Below are 25,019 nucleotides of genomic sequence, written 5' to 3'. Positions count from 1 at the left end.
GAGTATATTTATTTTTATAACTATAAACGGTTCCCAAAACGACTCAACCACCGAGCTCCGATAGAATATCGAATCTCGATGGCTGCTTAGTCTTTTTAATATTGTCTACTTGACAGGGATAAGACCAATAGCTGGTCTTTTATTTTGGATTGTAGCGAGCATAACTGGTGTTCTTCTTTCAGAAAAGCAAGTTGTGTGGGTATATTTAATTGGTATGGGCTGTGTGTTTCCTTTCGGCTTAATGATAGCTGCTATATTAAAAATTGATATGTTTGCGAAAGGAAATCCGCTAGGGACTTTAGCTGGAGTAATTGGTGGGATAAATGTATTGAATATTCCGTTTGTATTACTTGCATATTTTCAATTTCCAGAGTGGTTACCTTTTGTAGTAGCGATGTTAATAGGTGCTCATTTTTTACCATATGTATGGATTTATGAAAGTAAAAGTTATGGTTTTTTATCAGTAGGAACTGTATTAGTAACGTCAGTATGTGGGATTCTTTTTGCGGAAAAAGGATTTATTGTAATTCCTATGGCGGTTACAGTTGTCTACTTTATTACTCTTATAAGCGTATCACTTGAAAATAAAAAAGCAGAAAACTATCAACAAATATCGGCGTAGTTAAAAATATAAGGATAGGAGAATGACTATGAACAATTTCGTTTGTACAACGTGTGGCGTGCAGTATGCAGCGAGTGTAGAGGAACCGGTAAGTTGTCTTATTTGTGATGAGGAGAGACAATATATTAATCCGAAAGGGCAGTCTTGGACGAGTTTAGAAAACTTGCAAACGAGTGATACATATAAAAATGAAATTATAGAAGAAGAAAATGGGCTTTATAGTATTACGACAAAACCAGAATTTGCGATCGGTCAGACGGCATTTGTAGTAAAAACAGAGTCATATCGTTTGCTATGGGATTGTATTACTTATTTAGATGAAACGACAATTGAGAAGATAAAAGAGTGGGGCGGATTAGATGCAATTGCACTATCTCATCCACATTATTATTCAACTCAAGTAGAATGGGCAGAAACATTTGATGTACCAATTTATATACATGAAGACGATAAAGAGTGGGTTATGCGTCCAAGTAGTCGTATTATTTATTGGACTGGAGAGTCTTTACAATTAGCAGATGGAATTACCATTCATCGTCTCGGAGGACATTTTAGTGGCGGTTCTGTATTACATTGGGAAGAAGGAAATGATGGGAAAGGTATATTATTAACAGGTGATATCATTCAAGTTGTAGCGGATCAGCAGTGGGTAAGCTTTATGTATAGCTATCCAAATTTAATTCCATTACCGGCGAGAAAAGTTGAGGAAATGGCGAATCGAGTGAAGCCGTTACAATTTAATCGTTTATATAATGCCTTTCACCGAGTAGTAAAAGAAAATGCAAATGAGGCAGTTGAACGTTCTGCTGAAAGATATATGAAAGCGATAGAAGGAAAGTTGTTTCATACGTAAAAGGAGTGCTAGATTAATGAAAACGTTAGTATGTTTTGGGGATAGCATTACAGCTGATGAAATGTTTTTTGATGGAACGCCGAGATTAACGCCAAGGTTACAAGAGATGTTTCCAAATTGGAAAGTGGTTAATGCGGGTGTTCCAGGTGATAATACGTTCGATGCGTTAAATAGGATTGAAGATGATGTATTATCATATAAACCAGACTTTGTAACAGTTTTTCTTGGTACGAATGATTCGGTATTATTTGATCCGGTGCCATTACAATCGTACAAAGAAAACTTAGAGAAAATTGTAAGCACGATTTCACCAGAAAAAGTACTACTTATTAGTCCGGCGCCAGTTGATGAAGAAAGACAACGTAATAGAACAAATGAAATACTCAGTCAGTATGCAGCGGCGGTAGAGGAAGTAGCAAGAAAAACAGGGAGCCATTTTCTCAATTTATATGCTGAGATGATTCAAGAAGAAAAATATAAAATATTCGTAGAAGATGAAGAAAAAGATGGATTACACTTTGGAGCAGAAGGCTATGCATATTTAGCGAAGTTAATTTATGAAAAGTTAAAAGGGATTCTGTAAGAAGCAAAGCGTGGGCGCTTTGCTTTTTTTTGTATTTCATATAATGAATTAGCTGAATCACAGAAGTAGATAATTCCTGTACCAAATGTTTAGTACCTATAGCACTTTAAAGTACATACATCTTTAAAGTATTAAATATAATTCATAATAGCACCAGTAAGAAGAAAACAAGCTTTACGGTACTATAGAGTCTGGTAATTCCCCAAAATGCCGATGTTTTATAAAACGATTAGGGAGGTTAAAGATATGAGTACTTCAAATATGAGTGAAATAAGTAAACAAATTTTAATAGAGGAGGAAACACTTCAATTTTCCTCTTTTACAAATGAAGATGCATTGCAATTAGGTTTATTTATCGTTGAAACAGCAAAGCGAGAGGGAAAATTGATTGCTGTTGATATAGCAAAAAATGGTGTGCAATTATTTCATTTCAAGATGACAGGCACAACTGAGGAAAATACGAAATGGATTGAGCGTAAAAAACGGGTCGTTTCCCTGCATAATCATAGCTCGTATTATATGCAGATAGAAAGTGAAATAAGCGGAGTTCCATATCATGAAAAATACCGTTTAGATGGCTCGGAATATGCTGCGTTTGGTGGATCCTTTCCTATCCAAATAAAAAACGTAGGGGTTATTGGAATGATAACAGTCTCAGGATTACCACCAGAAGTAGATCATGAATTGGTTATAAGAGCAGTTAAAAATCATTTAAATCAATAATAAAAGTAATTTTAAAGGTTAAATAAAAAGGCAAAAATGAACATATTCCTGTTCGTTTTTGCCTTTTTATTATTTCTTTTTCGGTCTACGTACTAACTCCCCGCCACAATTCGGGCAAACATTTTGTCTTTCCTCTGTACATGGTGCACAAAATGTACATTCATACACGCATATGTATGCTTCGGAATCGGGCTGAAGGGAATGGTCGCAAATTTGACAGTTTGTTTTCATTTCTAATGCCATCGTAATCCTCCTTGTTATTTGAAAGTTCGTAATTTAATTATAATTAATATTGTAGTGAAAGTCCTTTTTAAATGAAAAGAAATAAAAGGATTACGTTGTTGTTTGAAATGAAATAGGTCTATTTATTTTAAAATTGATTATTTAGTGCAGTTGGAATATTATGAAATAGTCAAAAGACAACAGGGGGTATATATTTTGACTAATCATAACGATTATTTTCATGTAGAAGAGGATATAAATCACGATAGTTTAAAAGCGGATTGTGAAAATTGTTTTGGTTTATGTTGTGTGGCATTACCGTTCGCAGCATCAATAGATTTTGCGGTAAATAAAGATGGTGGTAAACCTTGTACAAATTTACAATCAGATTATAAATGTAGTATACATAGAGATCTTAGAGGAAAAGGCTATAAAGGTTGTACAGTGTTTGAATGTTTCGGTGCTGGGCAAAAGATTTCTCAAGTTACGTTTAATGGAATAGATTGGCGGAAGGATGCTCAGCATGCGAGAAAAATGTATGATGCTTTTCCAGTTATGCATCAGCTTCATGAAATGCTTTGGTATTTGAAGGAAGCGATTATTTTAAAGGCGACGCAAACGATTCATCATGAGCTTAGTAAAGCGATTGAAGAGACGGAACGCCTTTCGAATTTAAGTGCAGATGAGTTAATGAAAGTAAATGTTCCATTACACCGAGCGGAAGTGAATGTTCTCCTTCTGGAAACGAGTGAACTAGTCTGGAAGGAAATGAATTCTACAAGTAAGAAAAGGATCAGTCACCGAGGGGCAGACCTAATGGGAGCTAACCTTAAAAAAAGAGATTTACAAGGAGCAAATTTAAGAGGAGCTTATCTTATTGCGGCTAATTTACGAGATGCAAATTTAAGGGGAGCGGATCTCATCGGAGCAGATTTGCGTGATGCAGATATTCGAGGAGCAGATTTTACGAATAGTATTTTTCTTACGCAAGTTCAAATTAATGCGGCGAAAGGGGACAAACATACGAAATTGCCGAAAACGTTGTCCCGTCCAGCGCATTGGACTGTGTAAAGAGTATGGAGTGAAATAGTTTGGATATTTTTCAGTATTTAGAGGAAATGCAGGAAGACGTATTTTCGTTATCAGTATCTCAAATGGAATCGAAGTATTATGATATTTGTAGCACACTAGCGTCAAGTGAGGATGCGGAGCGCATTAAATTGATTGCATTAGATTCATACAAGGAAAGTATGAGGATAGGTTTGAAAGAAGCATTAAAAGTTGCTGAAAGTGAAGAAGCGAAGGCAATTTATTTTGAGTATGATCTTGATAATGAGTGGGATAGTCAGTTCTATGTTTGTGACGATTACATGTTTCTTGAAGTAGAGGATGATGATTGGGCAAGTGATTGGACGGATGAAATAAAAGGACCATCTTTAGGAGAGTTAGCTGATATTTATGGTGAAAATGGCTTTGATACAAATGAAAAAGCAATTGGAATAACTTTATATTTAATCGCAAGAACGGTCTGCAGTTTTATCAATGCATGTAGTGGTTTGCAAAGTAATATACCAATTTGTATAGGATTCCATGATCAAGACCCAATTATGCGAACAGGAAGAGACTAAGTCTCTTCCTGTTTTTTTATACTATTTTTGCTTTTCAAAAGTAGTAATTAGAACACTACATATAATAAGGATACCACCAATGAAAAAGTTACTGCTTAACGTCTCATTTAATAAGAACCAACCAAGCAATGATCCAACGATAGGTTGGAAGAAGAAAAACAATGAACCTATGCTTGCGTCCATTAATTCTAATCCTTTATTCCAAAGGAAAAATGCACCTGCGGTTGAGACGATTCCTAAATAGAGTACGCCTAGTAATACGTACATGTTCATATGTTCAATAGGACTTGATTGGAATTCCCATATCATAAAAGGTGTAATGAAAAAGAGTGAAAAAAATATTGCGTACGTTGTAATAACTAAAGATGAAAACCGAGCTGAAGCAATTTTTACATAGATGGACAGTAAAGCCCACGTAATAGCGGCCCCAACTAAAATGATTGTACCGATAAAATAGGAGCCAATTTCAATATCCCATCCGATAACGATAATGACGCCGATTGTCGCTATTATAGTGGATAACAGTCTACGAGCAGTTAGTTTCTCTTTTAAAATGAGCGCTGCAAATATAACCATAAATGCAGGTGTAGCTGATGTTACTAAGGAGCCTGTATGAGCATCGGATAATTTCGTTCCGATAAATTGACATGTGATCGAAATGAAATACCCAATGAATCCAATCCAAGCGAATAATAGCCAATCTTTTTTCTGGATGGTTACTTTTTTCTTTTGCTTTTTTTCAGTTGTTTTCAAAATCACATATAAAACAACAAAAGCGATAATAAAGCGTAGCCAAACGAGTGTAAGTGGTGGGATAAAGTCGAGTACGTATTTACTAACGACGTACATACCGCCCCAAATACTTGCTGCTAGTGATAAACATATAGCTCCTAAAATTGTTTGTTTCATTTGAATGACCTCCGTCTATTTTTAGGGTTATGATTTATTCCCTAAGACGAGGCATGGCGCACTTGTTATATGAATGCCCGTCTTAGATTATAGACGGCCTACAGGTTGATCGTTTTCGAATGAAGTGTTGTAGTACATGAGCGTAGCCTCCTTTCTTCTTTTATAATGATATTATAACTTAATTTTCTGATTGTTGGAGGGTGTTATGAAATTATGTATAACAAACCGTCACGTTTGACTGTACAGTTTATGTATTGTATGATAATAGTAATATAAACAAGGGGGGAAGATCGTTGGGAAGGTGTATCGAATCGGACAGTTGGCTCTCATGGCTCACGTGTCGAAACGAACGATTGATTATTATACGAATCTAGGAATCTTAAAAGCGGAGCGATCTCAATCTAATTATCGCTATTACGACGAAACAGCATTTGAAACATTACAATTTATTGAGAAGTGCAAAGAAATGCATATGCCGCTTTGTGAGATTAAAGAGAGAATCGAGGAGAAGAAAAAGCTGCTCGGTATCAATGAACACGTTTCGAAACAAGTGAATGAAGTGACAGACCATATTCATAGATTAGAAGCAGAGCTAACGGAGTTAAAGCCTCTTTTAGATGAATTGACTGATTCACAACGTGAAAAAATATCGAAATCTTTATCAGGTCAAACGACAGCTTTAATACAGACACTTGCTCTATTATTATAGAATAAGTGAAATCCGACCTCTTTAATTTTTGTATCGGGCTATGTTTTCTAACGAACAAATAAGAAAACATTATAGTATACAGGAGGTGGACACCTTAGTTTTTTAACTAAGGGGATTCATTGGAAATATTTAATTTAGTCATGGTTGCGATTTTAATCGCATTTACTGGATTTTTCGTAGCAGCAGAGTTTGCGATTGTAAAAATACGTTCAAGTCGCATTGATCAGCTTGTTGCGGAAGGGAAACGCGGTGCGTTAGCAGCGAAAAAGGTAACAACAAATTTAGATGAATATTTATCTGCTTGTCAATTAGGTATTACAGTTACAGCGATGGGACTTGGTTGGTTAGGTGAACCGACAATAGAAAAATTATTACACCCATTATTTGAGAAATGGAATTTAAATCCGTCTATTTCACAAGTAGTAACGTTTGGTCTTGCATTTATGACGATGACGTACTTGCACGTTGTAGTCGGGGAATTAGCTCCGAAAACGATGGCAATTCAAAAAGCTGAAAAAGTGACATTGTTATTAGCGGGTCCGTTAATGATATTCTATAAAATTATGTATCCATTTATTTGGGTATTGAATGGTTCTGCTCGTGTTGTAACTGGTTTATTCGGTTTGAAGCCAGCTTCTGAACATGAAGTAGCTCATACAGAAGAAGAGTTACGTCTTATTCTTTCAGAGAGCTACGAAAGTGGAGAAATTAATCAAGCTGAATACAAGTATGTAAATAATATCTTTGAATTTGATAATCGCATTGCGAAAGAAATCATGGTACCGCGTACGGAAATCGTTGGTTTCTATCTTGAAGATTCAGTAGAAGAACACATGAAAGTAATCCAAAATGAACGATACACACGTTATCCGATTTTTGGAGAAGATAAAGATGATATTATCGGTATGGTCAATGTAAAAGATTTCTTTATTCGATATATGAACAACGATCAAGAAGATTTATCATCGATTCGCACGTATATGCGTCCGATTATTGAAGTTATGGAAACAACTCCAATTCATGATTTATTACTGCAAATGCAGAAGAAGCGAATTCCAATGGCTGTTTTATATGATGAGTACGGAGGAACAGCTGGAATTGTAACGCTTGAAGATATATTGGAGGAAATCGTCGGCGAAATTCGTGATGAATATGATGAAGATGAAGCACCACCAATTCAACATGTGAACGAGTACCATAAAATTGTTGATGGAAAAGTTCTAATCTCAGAAGTAAAAGATTTGTTTGGATTACACATTGAAGAAGATGATGTGGATACAATCGGTGGATGGATTATGATGCAAAATCATGAAATTGAGGAAGGACAATACGTTGAAGCAGAAGGCTATGAATTTAAAGTGTTAGAAAAAGATGCTTATCAAATTAAACGTGTTGAAATTCAAAAAATGGAACAAGAACAAGAGAAAGCAGCAACTGTGTAAGTTGCTGCTTTTCTTCTAGCACATAATAAAATGTGAAATTAGGAGCGGATATTTTGATTCAAGTAGCCTTACGTGTATATCGATTACAATTGTATACGATCTTTAGTGGTTTACTACTAATGTGGGCGGTTACTCCGTTTGGGAAACAAGTGACAGGGTTCGGTATTGGTTTAGCAGTTAGCGCATATTGTCTTTGGCTATTAGCTCGCAGAGTGGAGAAATTAGGAAGAAGTATCGTGATGAAAGAAAAGGCTCCTGGATTAGGAGTTCTAAACCGATTTGCAGCCGCAATATTAGGGGCTATCATTATGTATGAAATTGAGCATGAAATGGAAATGTGGGCATTTGGTACTGGAATATTAGGTGGACACTTTTTAATGATTGCAAATTTAGCCTATGCAAATATGCAGCTAGTAAAAGAAGAAGAGAAGCAAAGAGAACATGCTTCGAAAAACATAGAGTTATGAGGAAAGGGACCTAATCAGGTTCCTTTTTTGCGTTTGAAAATAAATGATATAATATGAGTGATTTACTGGTACTTATCGAATTTACGCCAAATATAATACGCTTATTTTTGAGGCATTTCAATAGCATGAAAAAAAATTAAAAAAAATTTAAAAACCCATCGATTTCTAAAGCTTATGTATGTTATCATGACAAAAGAATTTGCGAAAGAGGTGGATACCAATGTTACAAGCGTTACTTATTTTTGTGCTTCAAATTATTTACGTTCCAACTTTAACAATCCGTACGATTTTGCTTGTAAAGAATCAAACAAGATCCGCTGCAGGTGTAGGATTGTTAGAAGGAGCAATTTACATTGTCAGTTTAGGTATTGTGTTTCAAGATTTATCAAATTGGATGAACATTGTCGCCTACGTCATTGGCTTTAGTGCAGGACTATTATTAGGCGGTTATATAGAGAATAAATTAGCAATTGGATATATTACGTATCAAGTTAGTTTACTAGACCGTTGTAATGAATTAGTAGATGAATTACGCCACTTTGGATTTGGTGTTACAGTATTTGAAGGTGAAGGTATTAATTCTATTCGTTATCGCTTAGATATCGTCGCGAAGCGTTCAAGAGAAAAAGAACTTTTAGAAATTATTAATGAAATTGCACCGAAAGCGTTTATGTCTTCTTATGAAATCCGTTCGTTTAAAGGTGGATACTTGACGAAAGCGATGAAGAAGAGAGCGTTAATGAAGAAGAAGAAAGATGATCATGCATCGTAAGAAAAGGGAGTAGCTGAGAAGCTACTCTTTTTTTGTTAGCGAATATCATCAATCTAAAAGGAAAATGAGGCCCTCACGTATAAAGTGAAACTATAATCAGTGGGAGTTTTGTTCATCCCCCGCTGATTATCATCCCGCACCAATCGGGCGTTTACTGCCCACAAATAGCGGGATAAAAAGTACTGGTGGAAGAGAAAGAAGGGGGGATGTAAAGTATGGATCAAACAAAAATGTTACAAGTGAATAAAAGGTGTTGGGACATAGTAGCGCCGCATTTTTTTCAAGTAGATTGTCTACCTAAATATGGACCGTATACGGCATCAGAAGATGAAATTCATTTGTTTGATTTTATTGAGAATAAAACGGTTCTAGATATCGGATGTGGTAGTGGACATTCTTTGGAATATATGGCGGAGCGTGGTGCGAAAGAGTTGTGGGGCTCGATCTTTCAGAGACACAAATTGAAACAGCAAATGAAACATTAAAGCATTGGAATCCAAAGTTAATACGCGGGGCAATGGAAGAAGAAGTAAATATACCGACAGAGCATTTTGATATAGTATATTCCATCTATGCATTAGGATGGACTTCTAATTTAAGAAAAACATTGGGACTTATATATTCATATGTAAAACCAGGAGGAAGCTTTATTTTTAGCTGGGAGCATCCGGTATATTCAAATTTGCAGTATGGAACAGAAGAAATTGTTTTATGCTCTTCATATCATGAGGAAACTCCTATTACGTTTGAAACATTTAAAGGAGAAGAAGTACAAGCGACATTATATAAGAGAAAAATGAGTACGTACATAAATGAGTTAAATAGGGCGGGATTTATAATTGAGAGAATAGAAGAGCCCGAACCATCTTGTGTATTTGCTGGAGAAGTGGCAGATCCGTCTGCGAAATACTATTCTATATATAAAGCTAGAATGGTGCCGACTACTTTTATTATTAAAGCAAGAAAATGAAAAATACAGCGTACACCGAAAAAGTGTACGCTGTATTTTGTTAAAGGTCAGTACTTATCTTTTTGGCTGGAAAATATGCTGAAAGAAGTATTTGTGATGTAAGTTATCTACAACTTTATTTGCTTGATATGTGCGGTGTTGTTCTAGTCGAAGTCTTTGCTCCATCATTTTTATTGCATGATCTGATAAACGTAACATTATACATTTCTCCTTTTCTATAAATATAGGTTTTTAATTGGTATCGTTCCCATATTTATAACTAAGGAGGCATACTGTGTAACATAGGCAAAAAGCACCTTCCTCTCCCATTACGCTTACGAGGTTAGCTGTCGGACTCGGGAAGTGAGAGTGTCCCTACTTAAAAAAGATTCGCCCCAAGTAGCAAAAAGCTACATAAATGGTTCCCCCGCTCCAAAATTTGGACTCAGCAAAAGGTTTTATAAAGTAAAAAATAACATAAATAAACATTTAAGTCAAACTGTTTTGTGTATTCTGTCTTTTTAATGATGTCAAAACTACGCCATCAGGAAGCACGATATCTTGTATTTCAATAAAACCATGTTTTTTATATAAAGAAAGAGCAGGCGTATTGTTCTTCCCTGTTTGTACAATATACGTTTTTGAAGAAGAGAACATGTCAAATATAAAAAGTAGTAACTTCGTTGCTATCCTTTTATGGAAATGATCGGGTGAGACTACTAAACGATGGATATCAACTACATCTTCATCAACTTTAAAAGAAATAAATCCAATGAGTGAATTTTCCAGGAAATATCCATGGAATGTCTCATCGCAGTTTTGAATATCCGTTACAGTATCGTATAAACGGGGGATGGCCGTACTATTTATGTATTTTGCTTCAATTTCGTAAGCAGGAATTTGAATGTTTAAAATAGACAAAGCAGTATGATAAGAGTTTGCTATTAATTTTTGAATCATAAATAATGACGCTCCTTTTCCCTGTGTTTTCATGTGTTTGACAAGATTTTTCATTTCTAGATATAATAATTATAAGAGTTACGTAATAAGTTAGGTGGTATATAGATTTATTCTATAATAGAAATGGAGGACTAAAGATGGGATGGATTATCACATTAATAGTTGGTGCTATTATAGGTATAATTGCTAGTTCTATAACGGGTAAAAATTTTCCAGCTGGTATGTTTGGAAATATAATTGCTGGTTTACTAGGAGCTTGGTTAGGTAGTAGATTATTTGGATCTTTTGGGCCATCATTTGGTGGGATTCATGTCGTACCAGCATTATTAGGGGCAATTGTGTTAATTCTTATTGTATCATTTGTAGTAAAAGCTGCAAGGAAATAAAGGCTATTATTGATTATTTCATAAAGCCCTTTTTAGGGCTTTTCCTAATTAGAGAGGTGGTACACTTGGAGAAAGTAAATATAAGAAAAAGAGATAAGTTGAAAAAGTTTTTTAAAGAACAAAATTATTTAGCTGTACTACTTGGATTCGCGTTGCTGTTTGTAAATATATTATTACTTACAAACATATCATTCGTCTTTACACCGTTCGTCGTATTTTTAAAAACAATCTTTTTCCCAGTATTATTAGCGGGAGTACTATTTTATATATTGCATCCATTCGTTTCTCTTTTAGAAAGAAAAGGTGTGTCGAGAATTGTGTCAATTGCCTCGATATATATAATTGTTCTTGGATTATTTGTTTTTCTTGCGGTGACGGTTATTCCGATTATTAAAGATCAAGTAAATGCTTTAATAGATAACTTACCATATTTCGGGCATGAAATCGAAAGGGCAGCACGTAAATTTGGAGAAAGTAATGTAATTGGTAGAATGCAGGAAAGTTTAAATATTGATGTTGCTAATATCGTAAAAGATTCTACAATGAACTTTACAAAATCATTATCATCAGTAACAGGAAATGTAACTGGATTTTTAAGTACACTTACTGAAGTTGTTTTAACATTTGTAATGGTTCCATTTATTTTGTTCTATCTTTTAAAAGATGGTGAGCAATTACCGAATCATTTTTTAAAGTTTATATCTGAGCAAAGACAACCAGCTGCGAAGAGAATATTAGATGATATGCATTATGCGATTAGCTCGTATATTAGAGGGCAAATTATTGTTAGTTTATTTATCGGTATTATGCTATTCATTGGTTATCTAATAATCGGCATTAAATACGCGGTATTACTTGCTATTTTGGCGATGATTGTAAACGTTGTTCCATATGTAGGTCCTATTATTGCGATAACACCAGCGTTAATTATTGCATTTATTGACTCACCAGCAATGATTTTAAAAGTAATTATTGTAATGATGGTTGTACAATTAGCAGAGGGGAAATTTATTTCTCCACAAGTAATGGGTAAGAAGTTAGACATTCATCCAATTACTATCATTTTTATTATTTTAACTGCCGGAAATTTATTTGGAATTATGGGGGTTATTTTAGCAATTCCAGGATATGCGATATTAAAAGTGTTAGTTACGCATAGTTATAGATTTGTTAAGTTGAATACTTAAAAAAGAGCTAAAACAGTTTTATCTGTTTTAGCTCTTTTTTATTAATAATTGATTTGCATATTAGGAGTACCGAGCTGTGCCATGACTGATCCATCAATAAACATCATACGTAGGCTTTTAATTCAACAATAGGTAGATTGCTTTCCTTTAGTTTGTAATCAAATATTATATCGTCCATGCGAAAATTCGCATCAACTTCAAGAGAAATGAAAGTACCACCGATTTCTACTTGATTTCCGTTTTCAGTCTCAAAAGTGAGCGCACCGTCAAATGTTTCTATATACTCATCGCAGGTGTATAAATATATAGCAATAGGTGTGAAATGTATAATAACCCCTAAAGTATCATAGTCAGTCTGAATACTGTTCTTAAATTTACCAATTTTTTTAGTAAACCAACCCATAACTTCACCCCGTTTTTGTATTGTAAATAAATTCTCTATATATTGATTATATATTGCATGGAATAAATGGGTAATAATTATTGTTAAAATTCTTAAGTCTCCACTGAGTGTTAAAAACAAGGGGTTAATTATGGTTAAAGGGTCAAAGAATGAAAATTCTTGTTGAGAAATCAGAAAATTCAGATTTATATTAAGGTGAAATGTGATAAACTGTAAAAAATAACTAAAAAGCAATGAAAGAGAAGAGTACATATTCAAAACTTTTCAGAGAGCTGATATGTGGTGGGAATCAGTAAGAGATGAATATGGAATGGGCTCTGGAGCTTCTTACTGAAATGAGTAGGTAAAGACGGTTACTTCACGTTATAGAAGCTTGAAGTGAGCTATAATATAGCTAATTAAGGTGGTACCGCGGGAGTCTCTCGTCCTTTTTTAGGATGAGGGGCTCTTTTTATTTTGAGAAAGGAGGATTTAGGATGAGCGAGAAAATTATGTTAACAGGAATTAAACCAACAGGTTACCCGCATTTAGGCAATTATATTGGTGCGATTAAACCTGCATTACAAATGTCAAAAAATAATGAAGGAAAAGCATTGTACTTTATAGCTGATTATCATGCGTTAAATGCTGTGCATGATCCAGCAAAGTTCAGTAGTTATACGAAAGAGGTAGCAGCTACTTGGTTATCACTTGGAATTAGCGAAGATGTTATTTTTTATCGACAAACAGAAATACCGGAGATTTTAGAATTAACGTGGATACTATCTTGCCTAACTCCGAAAGGTCTTATGAACCGTGCTCATGCATATAAGGCGAAGATAGAGCAAAATAAAGAAGTGGGGTTAGAGATAGATGCTGGAGTTAATATGGGATTATATACGTATCCGATTTTAATGGCGGCGGATATTTTATTATTTCAAGCCACTCATGTACCTGTTGGAAAGGACCAAATTCAGCATATTGAAATTGCGCGTGATATTGCGACGTACTTTAATCATACATTCGGCATGACATTTACGCTTCCAGAGTATGTGATACAAGAAGAAGGAGCGATTTTACCGGGTCTTGATGGAAGAAAAATGAGTAAAAGTTACGGGAATGTTATCCCACTTTTTGCTGAGAAAGAAAAACTCCGAAAGTTAATATTTAAAATAAAAACAGATTCGTCACTTCCGAATGAACCGAAAGAACTTGAAACGTTATTTATGATTTATAAAGAGTTTGCGACAGAAGATGAAATTCAGTCGATGCGTGAAAAGTATGAGACTGGAATTGGTTGGGGTGATGTGAAAAAAGAGTTATTTCGCGTTGTTGATCGTGAGCTAGCAGGACCTCGTGAGAAATACGCAATGTATATGAATGAGCCGCATTTACTATATGAAGCATTAGAAAAAGGCGCTGAGAGAGCGCGGACTATTGCGAAGGTGAATTTGGTGGAAATTAAAAAACGGATTGGATTTGAGAGGGAACGCTAAGCGTTCCCTTGTTTTTTCTATGTGAATCTAAATTATTTATTCGTTGTATCTGCATGTAAAATGAGGGATTCGCATTTTCTTACTGAATTTATTAGTTGCATATATTAAAAAGTATGTTAACATAGGGATACTTATTAAACATGTTTAATAAGTTAAATTAAAGTCACTTATTAAACTAATTTAATAAGTTTGATTCATTCGATAACGAAGGAGATGATTATATGAAAACTGAGAAAGAAAAGATGTTGGCGGGAGAAATGTATATTGCGGATGACGAAGAATTAGTAGCTGATAGGATTGAAACGAAACGGTTAACACGCCTTTATAACGAGGCGATGGAGACAGGAGATGAACAACGGTTTACGTTATTAAATCAGCTTTTAGGTTCTTCAGCTGACGGGAAATCACACATTAAACCTGATTTTCGTTGCGATTACGGCTACAATATCCACATTGGAAAGAGTTTTTTTGCAAATTTCAATTGTGTTATTTTGGACGTTTGTGAAGTTCGAATCGGTGACAATTGTATGTTTGCACCTGGTGTCCATATTTATACTGCCACTCATCCTTTACATCCGGTAGAGCGGAATTCTGGCAAAGAATATGGGAAACCTGTAAAGATTGGTAACAATGTTTGGGTTGGCGGGGGAGCCATTATTAACCCTGGTATTTCAATTGGAGACAATGTTGTAATCGCTTCAGGGGCAGTTGTGACAAAAGATGTACCTAATAATGCAGTAGTTGGTGGTAATCCAGCTAAAGTTATTAAAACGATAGACGAATAAAGGGCGTTTTCACCAGTTCGTAAATTATCGTATAGACAATTTGAAAGGTGTTTCATATGGAGAAATATAGTGCGGACAATCATACAAAGACATTACTTGCCTCTCGAAACGCTCTATTCCTCTTATTTGCTTTGCCAGGTGTCGCGTTTGCTACATGGATTTCAAGAACAGCAGCGGTGCGAGATATTTTAGCAGTGTCAAATGCAGAAATGGGCTGGATTTTGTTCGGACTATCTGTCGGTTCAATAATTGGTTTACTGAGCGCAAGTCATCTTATTGACTGTAAGGGAGCTAGAGACGTTATTATAGGCAGTATGTTTTTTATGATTGTTGGATTGCTTTGTTTAGGTATTAATATTTATTTTGTCTCTAGCATTGGGGCTTTTGGTAGTTTAATAGTATTTGGAGTAGGATATGGATTGGCGGAAGTCTCATTGAATGTAGAAGGTTCTTCAATTGAGCAGAAATTAGGAACAACACTTCTTCCGAAATTTCACGGTTTTTTTAGTGTAGGAACTTTAGTAGGAGCGCTCAGCGGATCTGTTGCAGCTTTGTTTCATATTCCTATTTTGTATCAGTTTCTTGCGATTTCGGTCGTGTTTGTATTACTTGTATGTATGGTGTATCGTTTTCTTCCGTATGGAACAGGAAAGAAGGAGAAAAGGCGGAACAACAAGCGAGCGAAGCGTACTTCTTTACGTATGGAAAAGAAGGTGCTTTTAATTGGTGTTTTTGTACTCGGGATGGCATTTGCAGAAGGAAGTGCAAATGATTGGCTACCTATTGTGATGGTAGATGGACATGAGCAAAGTGTAGTGACAGGTTCTATTATGTACACAATTTTTGTATTGGCAATGACATTAGCTCGTATGTGTAGTAGTTATTTTCTTGATCACTTCGGTCGTGTCGTTGTCGTACGTGCTACTATTATTATGGCTATCATAGGAATTTCAATCGTAATATTTGGGAGTAACTCGTATTTTCTGGCATTTGGTGTAATACTTTGGGGGATTGGTGCAGCGCTAGGTTTCCCAATTGGTCTGTCTGCTGCTGGAGATGACCGTGAAAATGCGACTTCTAATGTTGCTGCAGTTTCTATAATCGGTTATACAGCCTTTTTAGTCGGACCACCATTTTTAGGTATACTGGGGGAAGTCTTCGGAATACGCAATGCCTTGCTAGCTGTTTTATTATTTGTATTCTTGTCTGGAATTGTATCGTCTGTTACGAGAGAGAATAAATGGAGCTAAATAAGGAGTGCATCGAGCGGAAATATATCATCTCTATTGCTTTAGAAAATGATGTATGATATATTGTCAACGCAACTTATTAAAAGAGTTTAATAAGCATGTTGATTAAGGCGGTGAGCGATGTGAGTGAACAATTTGTTACTCCAAAATCGATTAAAGAGACTATATTTCGTAGTATTCGTGCAGCTCTTTTAGAGCGAGGTAGTGCAACGAAAGTTGAACTTAGCAATAAATTAGAAATCAGTTTTCCAACTGTAAGTAAATTTATAGAAAAAATGAAACAAGACGGTGAAATCACTCTAGTCGGTCTAGATGATTCAAGTGGTGGAAGAAGAGCAAAACGATATGCATATAATCCGGAATATATGTTAGGTTTAGCGATATTTTTAGAAAAAAATGAGACGAACTATACAATTTTTAACTGTTTAGGGGAAGTAAAAGAACAAGGAAGTACTTCAAGTGTATTAATTGATACTGGCGTAAACCTATTATCTAAACATATAGAAAGTCTTATAGCTACATTTCCGAAAATAAGCTCTATATCAATTGGTGTGCCCGGTTCGGTTGATAATGGTCGTATTTTTTATATACCTGGTTATGAAAAGTTTCAGAATTTTAATTTAAAAAGTCATTTGGAGGATTTATTCTCTATACCTGTAGTAATAGAAAACGATATGAATGCCGCAGTCCTTGGCTATCATAAAAACACTGGAAATAATGATAATTCATCTCTTGTATATTTGTATTCAGGTCAAAATGGTCCAGGTGCAGGTATTATGATAAATGGAGATGTGGTACGAGGAAGTACATTTTTTTCAGGAGAGATATCTTTCGTTCCGCAGTATGATAATAAAAATTTCTTACAAGCTTTGAGAAGTGGAGATGAAGTGAGAGATTCTAATAATCCAGAGAAATACAATATAGATGCTATTACCCGTTTAATATCTGCATTTATAGCTATTATTAACCCTCATGCGTTTATCTTCTGTGATGATGAAGTGAACCAATTTGTAATAGATCAAATTGTAAAAACTTGTCCGAAGTACATTCCAGCGGAACATATTCCTAAAGTAACAGTGAGTGATTGGAAAGAAGATTATTTACATGGATTAAAAAGTCTTGGACTTGATCTCATGATTACTAAAACAAATAAAGACAATTAAATGTACTTGCAATTAAGCATCAAATTGTTGATTGTATAACATAAAAGAAAAGGTGTCGGTTATGAAAATTGAACATGTAGCTATTTGGGTTAATGATTTAGAAGTCATGCGTGATTTCTATAAAAAGTACTTCAATGGTGAAGCGAATAGATTATATCGCAACTCGGAAAAACAGTTTGAATCTTATTTTATAACTTTTGAAGGTGGCGCTCGTCTAGAACTTATGAAGCAAGTAGGGATAGACGATAAAATACAAACACAAACAATAGGATATGCGCATATTGCTTTTTCTGTAGGTAGTAAAGAAAAAGTGAACCAATTAACTGATATGTTAAGAGAAGCAGGATACCCTGTGTTAAACGGCCCGCGTACTACAGGGGATGGCTATTATGAAAGTGTAGTAAGTGATCCGGAAGGAAATCAGATTGAGATAACAATCTAACATTATATGTATTAAAAGTTGACGAAAGATAAAAATATAAAACTTTGTTGTTCCCCAAAATGTTTTCGAGAAATCTATTATTTCTTCAGAAAGGGGGACAAAAACGTGAGTGAATTCATTTTTATTTTATGTATGTATCCATTACTTATTTGTATGCTTTCAATTGCTGTGACATATAGAGTGAGTACATTTTATATGATGCCAATTGTAACATTTGTAGTTTTTCTTATATTAAATGTTACAGTGTATGATCCAGAATTTTTCTTTTGGGTGGGCATGTATACTATTTTTTCATTTATTGTTTCTTATATAACTATACTTTTTGTAAAGGGATATAAAGTTGTAGAAAGAGAACACGAATATCGTTTATTTAAGGAATAATATTGTTACAGAAAAAATATTTAATAAAGTATCTATTATGGGGACAATACGGATTTACGGTGAACGATAAAAACCTCATTTCGCGTTATAATGACGGGAAATGAGGTTTTTATATTACTATTTAAAATGAAAGAAAGAACCATTATTTCTAGAAAAGTATAGTCAAGATAGGTTCTATCTTGACTATCTTTAATGTATTAATGGGAGTGCTGAAATTCCTTAATAATTCTCTCAATAACAGGAGGAAGATTGCTAGGCAACTCATCAAGCGGAAAGAAGCGTAATTCTTTTGATTCAGTTTGATCGCATACAAGCTCACCTTGAAATTCACGGCAAATATAAATAACAAGTACACCATGAACTTGATCGCCGTTTGGATAGATTTGATAGAAATCTGGTCCTGAGTATGTACGGAACAGTTCTACATTTTTTACGGTAAGTCCAGTTTCTTCAAATACTTCGCGTTTTAAAGCGTCTTCCAGTGTTTCGTTATATTCTAATGCGCCACCGACAATACCCCAGCGGTTAAAATCTGTACGGAGCTGCAGTAATATTTCATTATTTTCATTTAATATAATGGCGTGTGACCCTATTAAAATGAGTGGATGATTTCCTACTCGTTGTCTCATGTCTTCAATATAACCCATATTTTTTCTCCTTGTACTTAATAATAGTTGGGCAGTTCTTTTAACATTTTTTCCGTCTTATGTGCGGTAAAAGCTAAGTTGTGATCATTTTTTGTTCTAAAGAATAATGTACGTAAAAATGTTTTAATGTTGGCGCATAAAATGCAATATTCATTGAGAGAAAGGCGTTTTCTAATTTGAGGAAGTCTCTGTAATTTCTTATGAATAATTGAAATCAAATCTTCTTGTGCAAAGTCATGATATACCATTGATACTAAAGGAGTAACAACTCTTTCATCTTCATTATTATGATAAATATCTGCTGAAGTGAAGATTTTATTTAATAAACAATGTGTCATTTCTTCATAGCATTCAAAGGTAATATAGGAATTTTGGACAATTTCATTAAATGCATCAGAAACGTGTGCAATACAATGAGCCCAGCCTTTATCCTCAATATATCCGCGGAAATCAGTCTCTAAATTTGTATATGTTATGAGCTTTTGTTTTATTTCTGTAATATCCTCCTCAGTTAGAAAGTAGTGAGAGTTGGAAAATTGGAGAATTAAAGCAATTAATGAAACAGTATAAGAGCGTGTGAAAACCCCATCTGTATATGGGGAATTAATATCAAAATATAAGTATTCATCGCTTAAACAAGTATGTAAAAGTAATTTAAGTTGATCATCGAGTAGAAGCTCATATTGAATAAAGTGAGAAAAACAATTATAAATCAGCTGATAGCGAATGTAACTGTCAGTAGTTCCAATGTGCTTAAGCATATTCGTTGTTAGCTCATTTATATCTATATGTTGCATTTGCGAATAATCATTTTGTTGTATAAGCTCTAACTGTTGTTGCAGCGCTGTAATATCCAATGGAGAACCTCCTCCGCACTTTAAAGATGCGATCTTTTCTTGTATTCTATATATTCAAGGACAATCCTGCTCATGCAAGGAGAAGAAAGTTAAATTCAAGTATTACATAGATGAGGGAAGAGTATGACGATTATAAAACAATTAGAAAAAAACTTTAAAATAAGAAGAGAAGTTTCTACTATAACGATAAAAGAAAATAATGCGGCAGTTTTTACAGAAGAGCAAATTGAAGAAATGGTGCAATATTTTGTTACTGAGGCGAAAAAAGGTGGATTAGAAAATCTACAATTTGAAGTTTCTTCGAAAAGTCCCAATTATGATGTATATAAGAAATGCTTTGGAAAGTATTCATTTGAACATATTGCTGAAAATATAATAGTATTTAAAGATATATTTGAAGTGGAAGATATAGAAAGTGATATTGATTTTAAGCTTATTGAAGAGGTCGGAGAAGACGCTTTTTATTCTCTTTGGAATGAGCTGATGGAAGAAGAAATAGCTTATGATCAATTTGTAAATATGATGGAACAAGAAATTGGTGGGCAATGGAAAGAACATTGTTTAACAGTAATCTTGAATGAAAAGCCAATAGGAATGGTAGTTCCTCATATTGAACGGGGGACATTAGAAGAAGGGAAACTAATGTATTTCGCAGTCGCTCAGAGTATGCGAAATAAAGGATATGAATCTGACTTATTTACAAAAACCATGTTTGTATTAAAAGAAATAGGAGCTACTTATTATATTGGTGAAGCAAATGCACAAGATGAGTGGATGAAGGATGTTTTTGAAAAGAATGGATGTCAGCAGCTGAGTTGTACGGAGCGATATGTGAAAAGGGTTTAGAAGGATGAATGATGTAGCCTCGCGAACTCATTTAGCGGGAATACGTGTACAACTTATGAACAAGTAAAAGAACTTTTTGCATGTTTGTAAGATAAAAAGAAAAATCGAAACGACAAAGTAAGCTTTCCTATAATACAATAGAGAAGGATTAGACTATACGAAGAAGGCGTTGGTGAAAGTATGAAGCAACAAATAAATTGGTTACAAGCAACTGTAGAACGAAATGAAGATAACACGTTACATATAGAGTGGGAAAATAATATAGAAGAAGTTAAAATTTATTGGAGTACTTCACCAGATCATATTGAAGAAAATGGTGAATTACTTGTGACGGTAAATGGAGAGTCATTTACTACAATTGCAAATCCGAGTGAAAATGAGCGTCCCTATTTTAGGTTAGTAGGAAGTAATGGACAAGCAGTTACAGTCGCGGAGCGCAGATTGCCATTACAAGGTGCGTTTAACTTCCGTGATATGGGAGGATATGAAACGACTGAAGGCCGTAAAGTAAAATGGGGTAAATTGTATCGTTCTGAAGAATTAGCAGGATTAACAGAATGGGATATTGAGTATTTACAGAAGGCGGGCTTAAAGTTAATTTGTGATTACCGTACAGATTTTGAAGTAAAGCATAAGCCGAATCCAGGCATTACAGGTGCTCGTCAAGTATGCTTACCAGTTATGCAAGACTTGGCGAAAGACTTGAACATAAATGAATTTTTCCAAGTTGGTGATTTATCAGTATTAGGGAAACCGGGCGAATATCTTGTGAAAATGAATCAAGATTTCGTAAGTGGTAATGAGGCGTTCGTGAGTTTCTTACAACTCGCGCAAAATCCAGAAAACTTACCATTAGTAAACCACTGTACAGCTGGAAAAGACCGTACTGGATTTGGGTCAGCGTTATTATTACTTTTACTAGGTGTGCCAGAAAAAACAGTAATGGAAGACTACTTACTAAGTAACGGTTTCCGTGAGAAGTTAAACGAAAAAATGATGGCATTTTTAGGTGCAAAATTACAAAACGATGAAAGTAGAGCGATATTAGGTGCGATGTTTGAAGCTCGTGCTGAGTATTTACAAGCTGCGATTGGTGAAATTAAAAAGCAATACGGATCAGTGGAAGCGTACGCTGAACAAGCTCTTGGTTTTACGAAAGAATCGTTAGAGGGAATGAAAGTGTTATTGTTAGAAGATAAATAATGAGAAGGGAGGCTGATTTGGATTAGCCTCCTTTTCTTATTGTTGCTATAATTAAGCTATGAGAATATAGGAATTGAGGAGAGCATCATGAAATACAAAGTAATACTATTTGACGTAGACGATACATTATTAGATTTCCCTGAAACGGAAAGAAACGCATTACATAATGCGTTTGTACAGTTTGGCATGCCTACAGGGTATAATGATTATCTTGCAAGTTATAAAGAGATTAGTAATGGATTATGGAGAGATTTAGAAAATAAAATGATTACGCTAAGTGAATTAGCGGTAGATCGATTTAGACAATTATTTGCTCTTCATAATATAGAAGTAGACGCGCAGCAATTTAGTGACGTATACCTTGCAAACTTAGGGAAAGAAGTACACCTTATAGAAGGTGCAGTGCAATTATGTGAGGGTCTTCAAGATTGCAAGTTAGGTATAATTACGAATGGATACACTAAGGTACAACAATCGAGAATTGGAAATTCACCTTTACGAAACTTCTTTGAACATATTATTATTTCTGAAGAAGTGGGTCATCAGAAACCAGCACGTGAGATTTTTGATTATGCATTTGAAAAGCTTGGGATTACGGATAAATCAAGCGTACTAATGGTTGGAGATTCCTTAACTTCTGATATGAAAGGCGGAGAAGATTACGGTATTGATACGTGTTGGTATAACCCGAGTTTGAAAGAAAATACGACAAGCGTTAAGCCGACTTATGAAGTGGAGAGTCTGCTTCGTATTATGGAAATTGTAGAAGGAAAAGTAGTTTCCTTCTCATAAGATTTCCATATTGTCGATCGGTGTCGGTAAATCGATATATTGAAAAAATCGCTGATATAATTTGAGTTATGGTCGATATATTAGGGAAATCGCTGATATATCTTGAGTTGTGGTCGATATATTGAGAGTATACTGTTTTGAGGGAGTTCGCGAAGAAAAAATAGCGCTACTATACTAATGTCATTCAAGTGTTATAAGGCGTTAATTAAATATGTGTATATACATAGTTTCTCAGAGTGATGCGATGTCATGTATGAGCTGTGTAACAACTAGAGGTGAGTGAAGGATGTTAACGTTTTTATTTGAGTTAGACAAGGCTATTCCACAGAAGGATGAGCCACGGTATGTTGCTTATGCAAATGGCTTTATCGAAGGGGATTTAACGATTTGTGTGGGTGAAAGAGTACTTTTTCAGAAGTCATGCATGAAGGTCGCAGAGCTGGGCATTTATTTAGGACAGTGGATGGAACAAGTTCAACACGGGCAGAACGTACAGATGAATTATGAAACAGTTGACCGTGATGAGGTTATTCTTGGTTTCTCCTATGAAGAGGACAATCAGTGGAGGGTTTCTTCCGGTTGGCAAGAATTTGAACTTCAAGAGCGTATATCTACTACAACATTAGTAGAGAGCGTTCAACGCTATTTATATGAGCTAAATAAGGAACTGCGCGCGATAGAATATCCTGTGACGTTTGATCAGTACTTAAGAGGAGAGCGAATGATGCAGCTTTCTTACAAACGACTGTGTGATAGTAAAGCGGACATGAAGCCGATAGAGGTTTACAATGGAAGTAAACAAGAAGGCGTAGTACGGGGCTATTATAAAAATACGTTGATGAAAGTGCTAGACTTCATTCCGAAAGTTGGTAGTAATATCAATTACGAAATAAAGGATAGTAAGGACAATATTCGCATCATCGCAAAGGATGTAAGTAGGCGGCGCCAAAGAAAGATTTTAGTAACGTACATTGATAATGATGAAGTAGAGCAAGAAATAATTGTATGTGACGGAAAGTTATTGGATGCAAATTTCTTATTTACCTTTACATATAAGACAGAAGAATATGTTGTTCACAAAAATTCAATTGGGATTGGAAAGTTATTACGAAAGGGCTATGTAATCGCAGATTGGAATATTCGTCTTGAGGAAGATATGTATTACATCGAGATGAATGTATACGATGATGATTATATACAGGATCAATACTTACTGTTAGGTGTATTTCATGCGATTTTGTATGGGTGATAGTGGGGGTTTTGTTCATCCACCACTGATTATTAGCCTTCACCAATCGGGTGTTTACGGGCAGCAGGGCTCCCACAAATAGCGGGATAAATGAGAAGTACCGGTATTCTTCATGGGAAGGATGCCGGTATTTTTTATGTGATTCTGGTGACTTGTTGCCCTTTATTAATCCTCAAAAATAAAAACCTCATCAATCGTACTATGAAGTGCCTTCGCTATATCATGAGCAAGTTGTAAGGAAGGATTGTATTTTCCTTTTTCGAGATGGCTAATTGTTTCACGGCGTACACCAACGCTCTTCGCTAAATCTTCTTGTGTCATATTCAATTTGGCGCGGTATTCTTTTATTTTCGTTACGAACGCCATGGTGCATCTTCCATTTCATCAACTGGTTTATCGTAAAAAAACATAGAGAAACCGAACGTAAGAATGAGTGTGCCGAAAATAAGAGCGATATCAATTTCTTGTAACGCACCATTTGGGAATAGCATTTCAATAAACATAATAATAGCGGTAGTTAGTAACGTAATGATAAATGCATTGCGGCACGATTTATTTACGATTTGTTCAAAGAGTTCATCATGATGCACATTTCTATACGTTGTGAAAAAGGAGAAGAAACAGAACATAGTAAACAATCCTTTTTCATAAAAAAATCCGAGGAAACCGAAGAAACCGAGAAATCCTAAATATTTTATCCAAGTTGTTTTCATGATAGGTCCTCCTTATAATGTTAGAAATATATCACGTTATGTTATAAATATATCACATATGGATGTTAATGGTAATAATAGTTTTCCAGCTTGCTTCATAATAATAGTAAAAAAGGAGAAATATGCTGCGAAATAAAGAGGATAATATTGTAAAATGGTTGTATGGAGGGGGAGGAAAAAATGTTAACTTGGATAATGATTGTTGTATTACTTGTAGTGGTTACTGTAATTGCGACGGTGTTAATTGGGCGGAATGGTGATGCGAATTATAGTAAAGCGACAAAAGGGAACATTAAACGGCTTACGATGATTTATATTATATTAGCTATCGTTTTAATAGTTGGACTTGGTACTTATATTTATTTTAAAGGGTAAAACTGCAACTTAATAAAACTGAAAAA

General features: G+C 34.9%; 32 protein-coding genes, 2 pseudogenes, 1 riboswitch and 1 other annotated feature. Of the genes and pseudogenes, 25 read left to right on the top strand and 9 right to left on the bottom strand.

What is annotated here, in order from left to right:
- Positions 1-6: 6 nt before the first annotated feature.
- From BWGOE10_RS34060 to BWGOE10_RS16735, 5 genes and pseudogenes are all read left to right on the top strand, one after another.
- The gene (locus tag BWGOE10_RS34060) at positions 7-90 is read left to right on the top strand and encodes a hypothetical protein (protein WP_415858225.1); all 84 of its coding nucleotides are present in this window, start codon (positions 7-9) and stop codon (positions 88-90) included.
- A 37-nt stretch (positions 91-127) separates the two neighbouring features.
- Positions 128-622 (top strand): annotated as a pseudogene (locus tag BWGOE10_RS16750) (DUF7010 family protein); the annotation flags it as partial.
- 28 nt (positions 623-650) lie between these two features.
- On the top strand, positions 651-1,475 hold the full coding sequence (locus tag BWGOE10_RS16745; RefSeq protein ID WP_070144128.1) for an MBL fold metallo-hydrolase: 825 nt from the start codon (positions 651-653) through the stop codon (positions 1,473-1,475).
- Between the two features lie 16 nt (positions 1,476-1,491).
- A complete protein-coding gene (locus tag BWGOE10_RS16740; RefSeq protein WP_070144127.1) occupies positions 1,492-2,058 on the top strand; it encodes an SGNH/GDSL hydrolase family protein in 567 nt (188 codons plus the stop codon).
- Between the two features lie 246 nt (positions 2,059-2,304).
- Positions 2,305-2,781 (top strand): heme-degrading domain-containing protein, encoded by a 477-nt coding sequence (locus BWGOE10_RS16735; RefSeq protein ID WP_070144126.1) that lies wholly within the window; start codon positions 2,305-2,307, stop codon positions 2,779-2,781.
- 69 nt (positions 2,782-2,850) lie between these two features.
- Here BWGOE10_RS16735 and BWGOE10_RS16730 read toward each other — a convergent pair whose 3' ends face one another.
- Positions 2,851-3,024: a DUF1272 domain-containing protein gene (locus BWGOE10_RS16730; RefSeq protein WP_001162783.1), complete on the bottom strand. Its 174-nt coding sequence runs from the start codon at positions 3,022-3,024 to the stop codon at positions 2,851-2,853.
- 195 nt (positions 3,025-3,219) lie between these two features.
- Between BWGOE10_RS16730 and BWGOE10_RS16725 the strand changes: the two genes are divergently transcribed.
- Both BWGOE10_RS16725 and BWGOE10_RS16720 read left to right on the top strand, forming a co-directional pair.
- Positions 3,220-4,074 (top strand): pentapeptide repeat-containing protein, encoded by an 855-nt coding sequence (locus BWGOE10_RS16725; RefSeq protein ID WP_070144125.1) that lies wholly within the window; start codon positions 3,220-3,222, stop codon positions 4,072-4,074.
- A 20-nt stretch (positions 4,075-4,094) separates the two neighbouring features.
- The gene (locus BWGOE10_RS16720; RefSeq protein WP_070144124.1) at positions 4,095-4,631 is read left to right on the top strand and encodes a hypothetical protein; all 537 of its coding nucleotides are present in this window, start codon (positions 4,095-4,097) and stop codon (positions 4,629-4,631) included.
- 21 nt (positions 4,632-4,652) lie between these two features.
- On the opposite strand, the gene BWGOE10_RS16715 is transcribed toward BWGOE10_RS16720, so the two are convergent.
- Complete coding sequence (locus tag BWGOE10_RS16715; protein WP_070144123.1) at positions 4,653-5,540, bottom strand: DMT family transporter; 888 nt, start codon at positions 5,538-5,540, stop codon at positions 4,653-4,655.
- Positions 5,541-5,841: 301 nt separating this feature from the next.
- Between BWGOE10_RS16715 and BWGOE10_RS16710 the strand changes: the two genes are divergently transcribed.
- The 5 genes and pseudogenes from BWGOE10_RS16710 (at position 5,842) to BWGOE10_RS16690 (ending at position 9,900) form a co-directional block, all read left to right on the top strand.
- Positions 5,842-6,249 (top strand): MerR family transcriptional regulator, encoded by a 408-nt coding sequence (locus BWGOE10_RS16710; RefSeq protein ID WP_081338161.1) that lies wholly within the window; start codon positions 5,842-5,844, stop codon positions 6,247-6,249.
- 119 nt (positions 6,250-6,368) lie between these two features.
- Positions 6,369-7,691, top strand: coding sequence for a hemolysin family protein (locus BWGOE10_RS16705; protein WP_070144122.1), 1,323 nt, complete (start codon positions 6,369-6,371; stop codon positions 7,689-7,691).
- Between the two features lie 53 nt (positions 7,692-7,744).
- Positions 7,745-8,158, top strand: coding sequence for an ATP synthase subunit I (locus tag BWGOE10_RS16700; protein WP_002110920.1), 414 nt, complete (start codon positions 7,745-7,747; stop codon positions 8,156-8,158).
- Positions 8,159-8,378: 220 nt separating this feature from the next.
- The gene (locus BWGOE10_RS16695; protein WP_070144121.1) at positions 8,379-8,930 is read left to right on the top strand and encodes a DUF2179 domain-containing protein; all 552 of its coding nucleotides are present in this window, start codon (positions 8,379-8,381) and stop codon (positions 8,928-8,930) included.
- 215 nt (positions 8,931-9,145) lie between these two features.
- Positions 9,146-9,900 (top strand): annotated as a pseudogene (locus BWGOE10_RS16690) (class I SAM-dependent methyltransferase).
- 54 nt (positions 9,901-9,954) lie between these two features.
- Here BWGOE10_RS16690 and BWGOE10_RS32930 read toward each other — a convergent pair.
- Positions 9,955-10,098 (bottom strand): hypothetical protein, encoded by a 144-nt coding sequence (locus tag BWGOE10_RS32930; protein WP_000945246.1) that lies wholly within the window; start codon positions 10,096-10,098, stop codon positions 9,955-9,957.
- A gap of 97 nt (positions 10,099-10,195) precedes the next feature.
- Positions 10,196-10,340: riboswitch (cyclic di-AMP (ydaO/yuaA leader) on the bottom strand.
- 28 nt (positions 10,341-10,368) lie between these two features.
- The gene (locus BWGOE10_RS16685; protein WP_070144120.1) at positions 10,369-10,839 is read right to left on the bottom strand and encodes a GNAT family N-acetyltransferase; all 471 of its coding nucleotides are present in this window, start codon (positions 10,837-10,839) and stop codon (positions 10,369-10,371) included.
- Positions 10,840-10,976: 137 nt separating this feature from the next.
- Here BWGOE10_RS16685 and BWGOE10_RS16680 point away from each other — a divergent pair, with 137 nt between their 5' ends.
- Complete coding sequence (locus BWGOE10_RS16680; protein WP_002033357.1) at positions 10,977-11,225, top strand: GlsB/YeaQ/YmgE family stress response membrane protein; 249 nt, start codon at positions 10,977-10,979, stop codon at positions 11,223-11,225.
- Between the two features lie 65 nt (positions 11,226-11,290).
- Positions 11,291-12,412, top strand: coding sequence for an AI-2E family transporter (locus BWGOE10_RS16675; protein WP_070144119.1), 1,122 nt, complete (start codon positions 11,291-11,293; stop codon positions 12,410-12,412).
- A gap of 103 nt (positions 12,413-12,515) precedes the next feature.
- Here the strand turns inward: BWGOE10_RS16675 and BWGOE10_RS16670 are convergent, their stop codons facing one another.
- The gene (locus BWGOE10_RS16670) at positions 12,516-12,815 is read right to left on the bottom strand and encodes a hypothetical protein (RefSeq protein WP_070144118.1); all 300 of its coding nucleotides are present in this window, start codon (positions 12,813-12,815) and stop codon (positions 12,516-12,518) included.
- Between the two features lie 224 nt (positions 12,816-13,039).
- Positions 13,040-13,248: a binding site (T-box leader), on the top strand.
- A 43-nt stretch (positions 13,249-13,291) separates the two neighbouring features.
- On the opposite strand from BWGOE10_RS16670, the gene BWGOE10_RS16665 reads away from it, so the two are divergent.
- The 6 genes from BWGOE10_RS16665 (at position 13,292) to BWGOE10_RS16640 (ending at position 18,311) form a co-directional block, all read left to right on the top strand.
- Positions 13,292-14,290, top strand: coding sequence for a tryptophan--tRNA ligase (locus BWGOE10_RS16665; protein WP_070144117.1), 999 nt, complete (start codon positions 13,292-13,294; stop codon positions 14,288-14,290).
- 221 nt (positions 14,291-14,511) lie between these two features.
- The gene (locus tag BWGOE10_RS16660; protein ID WP_070144116.1) at positions 14,512-15,075 is read left to right on the top strand and encodes a maltose acetyltransferase domain-containing protein; all 564 of its coding nucleotides are present in this window, start codon (positions 14,512-14,514) and stop codon (positions 15,073-15,075) included.
- Positions 15,076-15,131: 56 nt separating this feature from the next.
- Positions 15,132-16,325 carry an MFS transporter gene (locus tag BWGOE10_RS16655; protein WP_070144115.1) on the top strand — a complete coding sequence of 398 codons (1,194 nt, stop codon included), beginning with the start codon at positions 15,132-15,134 and terminating at the stop codon, positions 16,323-16,325.
- Between the two features lie 122 nt (positions 16,326-16,447).
- Entirely contained in the window at positions 16,448-17,488 is a 1,041-nt protein-coding gene (locus tag BWGOE10_RS16650) for an ROK family transcriptional regulator (protein ID WP_070144114.1), read from the top strand.
- A gap of 61 nt (positions 17,489-17,549) precedes the next feature.
- The gene (locus BWGOE10_RS16645; protein ID WP_070144113.1) at positions 17,550-17,930 is read left to right on the top strand and encodes a VOC family protein; all 381 of its coding nucleotides are present in this window, start codon (positions 17,550-17,552) and stop codon (positions 17,928-17,930) included.
- Between the two features lie 105 nt (positions 17,931-18,035).
- The gene (locus BWGOE10_RS16640; RefSeq protein WP_070144112.1) at positions 18,036-18,311 is read left to right on the top strand and encodes a YbeF family protein; all 276 of its coding nucleotides are present in this window, start codon (positions 18,036-18,038) and stop codon (positions 18,309-18,311) included.
- A gap of 197 nt (positions 18,312-18,508) precedes the next feature.
- On the opposite strand, the gene BWGOE10_RS16635 is transcribed toward BWGOE10_RS16640, so the two are convergent.
- Together BWGOE10_RS16635 and BWGOE10_RS16630 are read right to left on the bottom strand one after the other, a co-directional pair.
- Positions 18,509-18,958 (bottom strand): NUDIX hydrolase, encoded by a 450-nt coding sequence (locus BWGOE10_RS16635; protein WP_070144111.1) that lies wholly within the window; start codon positions 18,956-18,958, stop codon positions 18,509-18,511.
- A 17-nt stretch (positions 18,959-18,975) separates the two neighbouring features.
- Positions 18,976-19,815 (bottom strand): DUF2785 domain-containing protein, encoded by an 840-nt coding sequence (locus BWGOE10_RS16630; RefSeq protein ID WP_070144110.1) that lies wholly within the window; start codon positions 19,813-19,815, stop codon positions 18,976-18,978.
- 123 nt (positions 19,816-19,938) lie between these two features.
- On the opposite strand from BWGOE10_RS16630, the gene BWGOE10_RS16625 reads away from it, so the two are divergent.
- The 4 genes from BWGOE10_RS16625 (at position 19,939) to BWGOE10_RS16610 (ending at position 23,905) form a co-directional block, all read left to right on the top strand.
- The gene (locus BWGOE10_RS16625) at positions 19,939-20,661 is read left to right on the top strand and encodes a GNAT family N-acetyltransferase (RefSeq protein WP_070144109.1); all 723 of its coding nucleotides are present in this window, start codon (positions 19,939-19,941) and stop codon (positions 20,659-20,661) included.
- A gap of 180 nt (positions 20,662-20,841) precedes the next feature.
- Complete coding sequence (locus tag BWGOE10_RS16620; protein WP_070144108.1) at positions 20,842-21,864, top strand: tyrosine-protein phosphatase; 1,023 nt, start codon at positions 20,842-20,844, stop codon at positions 21,862-21,864.
- An 87-nt stretch (positions 21,865-21,951) separates the two neighbouring features.
- The gene (locus BWGOE10_RS16615; RefSeq protein ID WP_070144107.1) at positions 21,952-22,656 is read left to right on the top strand and encodes a YjjG family noncanonical pyrimidine nucleotidase; all 705 of its coding nucleotides are present in this window, start codon (positions 21,952-21,954) and stop codon (positions 22,654-22,656) included.
- Between the two features lie 286 nt (positions 22,657-22,942).
- Entirely contained in the window at positions 22,943-23,905 is a 963-nt protein-coding gene (locus BWGOE10_RS16610; RefSeq protein ID WP_070144106.1) for a cytoplasmic protein, read from the top strand.
- A gap of 165 nt (positions 23,906-24,070) precedes the next feature.
- Here the strand turns inward: BWGOE10_RS16610 and BWGOE10_RS16605 are convergent, their stop codons facing one another.
- Positions 24,071-24,271: a helix-turn-helix transcriptional regulator gene (locus BWGOE10_RS16605; RefSeq protein WP_070144105.1), complete on the bottom strand. Its 201-nt coding sequence runs from the start codon at positions 24,269-24,271 to the stop codon at positions 24,071-24,073.
- A complete protein-coding gene (locus tag BWGOE10_RS16600) occupies positions 24,259-24,618 on the bottom strand; it encodes a DUF3796 domain-containing protein (protein ID WP_070144104.1) in 360 nt (119 codons plus the stop codon). Before BWGOE10_RS16600 ends, BWGOE10_RS16605 begins: the two co-directional genes overlap by 13 nt.
- 180 nt (positions 24,619-24,798) lie before the next feature.
- On the opposite strand from BWGOE10_RS16600, the gene BWGOE10_RS16595 reads away from it, so the two are divergent.
- On the top strand, positions 24,799-24,993 hold the full coding sequence (locus tag BWGOE10_RS16595; protein ID WP_070144103.1) for a hypothetical protein: 195 nt from the start codon (positions 24,799-24,801) through the stop codon (positions 24,991-24,993).
- Positions 24,994-25,019 lie beyond the last annotated feature (26 nt).

Source organism: Bacillus mycoides (genome assembly GCF_001757995.1).
In the GTDB taxonomy this organism is placed as follows: domain Bacteria; phylum Bacillota; class Bacilli; order Bacillales; family Bacillaceae_G; genus Bacillus_A; species Bacillus_A mycoides_B.
The sequence above is the reverse complement of the archived record's forward strand: the minus strand, read 5'-3'. Positions and strand labels throughout refer to the sequence as shown.

Coding starts and splice junctions, on each gene's coding strand:
- BWGOE10_RS16745 (WP_070144128.1), top strand. CDS start 651: ATGAACAATTTCGTTTGTACAACGTGTGGCGTGCAGTATGCAGCGAGT.
- BWGOE10_RS16740 (WP_070144127.1), top strand. CDS start 1,492: ATGAAAACGTTAGTATGTTTTGGGGATAGCATTACAGCTGATGAAATG.
- BWGOE10_RS16735 (WP_070144126.1), top strand. CDS start 2,305: ATGAGTACTTCAAATATGAGTGAAATAAGTAAACAAATTTTAATAGAG.
- BWGOE10_RS16730 (WP_001162783.1), bottom strand. CDS start 3,024: ATGGCATTAGAAATGAAAACAAACTGTCAAATTTGCGACCATTCCCTT.
- BWGOE10_RS16715 (WP_070144123.1), bottom strand. CDS start 5,540: ATGAAACAAACAATTTTAGGAGCTATATGTTTATCACTAGCAGCAAGT.
- BWGOE10_RS16695 (WP_070144121.1), top strand. CDS start 8,379: ATGTTACAAGCGTTACTTATTTTTGTGCTTCAAATTATTTACGTTCCA.
- BWGOE10_RS32930 (WP_000945246.1), bottom strand. CDS start 10,098: ATGTTACGTTTATCAGATCATGCAATAAAAATGATGGAGCAAAGACTT.
- BWGOE10_RS16685 (WP_070144120.1), bottom strand. CDS start 10,839: ATGATTCAAAAATTAATAGCAAACTCTTATCATACTGCTTTGTCTATT.
- BWGOE10_RS16680 (WP_002033357.1), top strand. CDS start 10,977: ATGGGATGGATTATCACATTAATAGTTGGTGCTATTATAGGTATAATT.
- BWGOE10_RS16670 (WP_070144118.1), bottom strand. CDS start 12,815: ATGGGTTGGTTTACTAAAAAAATTGGTAAATTTAAGAACAGTATTCAG.
- BWGOE10_RS16665 (WP_070144117.1), top strand. CDS start 13,292: ATGAGCGAGAAAATTATGTTAACAGGAATTAAACCAACAGGTTACCCG.
- BWGOE10_RS16660 (WP_070144116.1), top strand. CDS start 14,512: ATGAAAACTGAGAAAGAAAAGATGTTGGCGGGAGAAATGTATATTGCG.
- BWGOE10_RS16655 (WP_070144115.1), top strand. CDS start 15,132: ATGGAGAAATATAGTGCGGACAATCATACAAAGACATTACTTGCCTCT.
- BWGOE10_RS16645 (WP_070144113.1), top strand. CDS start 17,550: ATGAAAATTGAACATGTAGCTATTTGGGTTAATGATTTAGAAGTCATG.
- BWGOE10_RS16635 (WP_070144111.1), bottom strand. CDS start 18,958: ATGGGTTATATTGAAGACATGAGACAACGAGTAGGAAATCATCCACTC.
- BWGOE10_RS16625 (WP_070144109.1), top strand. CDS start 19,939: ATGACGATTATAAAACAATTAGAAAAAAACTTTAAAATAAGAAGAGAA.
- BWGOE10_RS16620 (WP_070144108.1), top strand. CDS start 20,842: ATGAAGCAACAAATAAATTGGTTACAAGCAACTGTAGAACGAAATGAA.
- BWGOE10_RS16615 (WP_070144107.1), top strand. CDS start 21,952: ATGAAATACAAAGTAATACTATTTGACGTAGACGATACATTATTAGAT.
- BWGOE10_RS16610 (WP_070144106.1), top strand. CDS start 22,943: ATGTTAACGTTTTTATTTGAGTTAGACAAGGCTATTCCACAGAAGGAT.
- BWGOE10_RS16605 (WP_070144105.1), bottom strand. CDS start 24,271: ATGGCGTTCGTAACGAAAATAAAAGAATACCGCGCCAAATTGAATATG.
- BWGOE10_RS16600 (WP_070144104.1), bottom strand. CDS start 24,618: ATGAAAACAACTTGGATAAAATATTTAGGATTTCTCGGTTTCTTCGGT.
- BWGOE10_RS16595 (WP_070144103.1), top strand. CDS start 24,799: ATGTTAACTTGGATAATGATTGTTGTATTACTTGTAGTGGTTACTGTA.